At 70.8% G+C, this 1,828-nt stretch carries 1 protein-coding gene; it reads left to right on the top strand.

Annotated elements, in window-relative coordinates:
- Positions 1-1,828: error-prone DNA polymerase (locus tag QH283_RS01525; protein ID WP_280501225.1), on the top strand; the 1,828-nt coding region annotated here is incomplete at both ends.

Raw genomic sequence — 1,828 nt, forward strand, 5'->3', positions numbered from 1 at the left:
GCCTCGACGAGGCGGCGGGCTGGCTGCCCCCGGCGGGCGGCCCGCACCTGCGTTCCGGCGCGGAGATGGCCCGGCTGTTCGCCCAGTGCCCCCGCGCGGTCGCCGAGGCCGCCGCGCTCGCCCGCGAATGCGCCTTCGACCTGCGGCTGATCGCCCCGCAACAGCCGCCGTTCGAGGTGCCGGACGGCCACGACGAGAACTCCTGGCTGCGCGAACTCACCCTGCGCGGCGCGGCCCGCCGCTACGGCCCCCGCCACGCCAACCCGCCCGCCTACCGCCAGCTCGAGCACGAACTCGACGTCGTCACCACGCTCGGCTTCCCCGGCTATTTCCTCGTCGTGCACGACATCGTCGGCTTCTGCGAACGCAACGACATCCTGTGCCAGGGCAGGGGATCGGCCGCCAACTCCGCGGTCTGTTTCGCGCTCGGCATCACCAATGTCGACCCGGTCGCCAACGAGTTGCTGTTCGAGCGGTTCCTCTCCCCGGAACGCGACGGGCCGCCCGACATCGACCTCGACATCGAATCCGACCGTCGCGAAGAGGTGATCCAGCACGTCTACGCCCGCTACGGCCGCGAATACGCCGCCCAGGTGGCCAATGTGATCACCTACCGGGGCAAGTCGGCGGTGCGCGACGCGGCCAAGGCGCTCGGCTACCCACCCGGCCTGCAGGACGCCTGGAGCAAGCAGGTCAGCCGCTGGACCGGGGTCGGCGCCGAGACCGGCACCGACATCCCCGAGCCGGTGCTCGCCCTGGCCGCCGACATCGAGGGCCTGCCCCGGCACCTGGGCATCCACTCCGGCGGCATGGTGATCTGCGACCGGCCCATCGCCGACGTCTGCCCGGTGGAGTGGGCGCGCATGCCCGGCCGCACCGTCCTGCAGTGGGACAAGGACGACTGCGCCGCCGTCGGCCTGGTGAAGTTCGACCTGCTCGGCTTGGGCATGCTCTCGGCGCTGCACTACATGATCGACCTGGTGCGCGAGCACGAGGGCGTCGAGGTTCGCCTGCACGAACTCGACCTGCGAGAACCCGCCGTCTACGAGATGCTCTCCCGGGCCGATTCGGTGGGGGTGTTCCAGGTGGAGTCGCGCGCGCAGATGGCCACCCTGCCCCGGTTGAAGCCGCGCGAGTTCTACGACCTGGTGGTGGAGGTCGCGCTGATCCGGCCCGGCCCCATCCAGGGCGGCTCGGTGCACCCCTACATCCGCCGCCGCAACGGCGTGGAGGAGGTCACCTACGACCATCCCGCGCTGGCGAATTCGCTCGGACGCACCCTCGGCGTGCCGCTGTTCCAGGAGCAACTGATGCAGATGGCCGTCGACATCGCCGGGTTCAGCGCCGCCGAGGCCGACCAGCTGCGCCGCGCGATGGGCTCCAAACGCTCGCCGGAACGGATGGAACGGCTCAAGGGCCGCCTCTACCAGGGCATGGCCGAACTGCACGGCATCACCGGCGAGGTGGCCGACCGGATCTACGAGAAGCTCTACGCCTTCGCCGATTTCGGTTTCCCGGAGAGCCATTCGCAGAGTTTCGCCGCGCTGGTGTTCTATTCGGCCTGGTTCAAGCTGCACCACCCGGCCGCCTTCTGTGCCGGGCTGCTCAACGCCCAGCCGATGGGGTTCTACTCGCCCCAGTCGCTGGTCGCCGACGCGCGCAGGCACGGGGTGCGGGTGCACGGGCCCGACATCAACGCCAGTCTCGCCGCAGCCACCCTTGAGGCGGGCGGCGGCGAGGTCAGGCTCGGACTGGCCGCGGTCCGTCAGATCGGCGACGACCTTGCCGAACGCATCGTCGCCGCACGCGCGCGCGGCGGTCCCTACAC

It is taken from the genome of Nocardia farcinica (assembly GCF_029867845.1).
Taxonomy (GTDB): Bacteria; Actinomycetota; Actinomycetes; order Mycobacteriales; family Mycobacteriaceae; genus Nocardia; species Nocardia farcinica_A.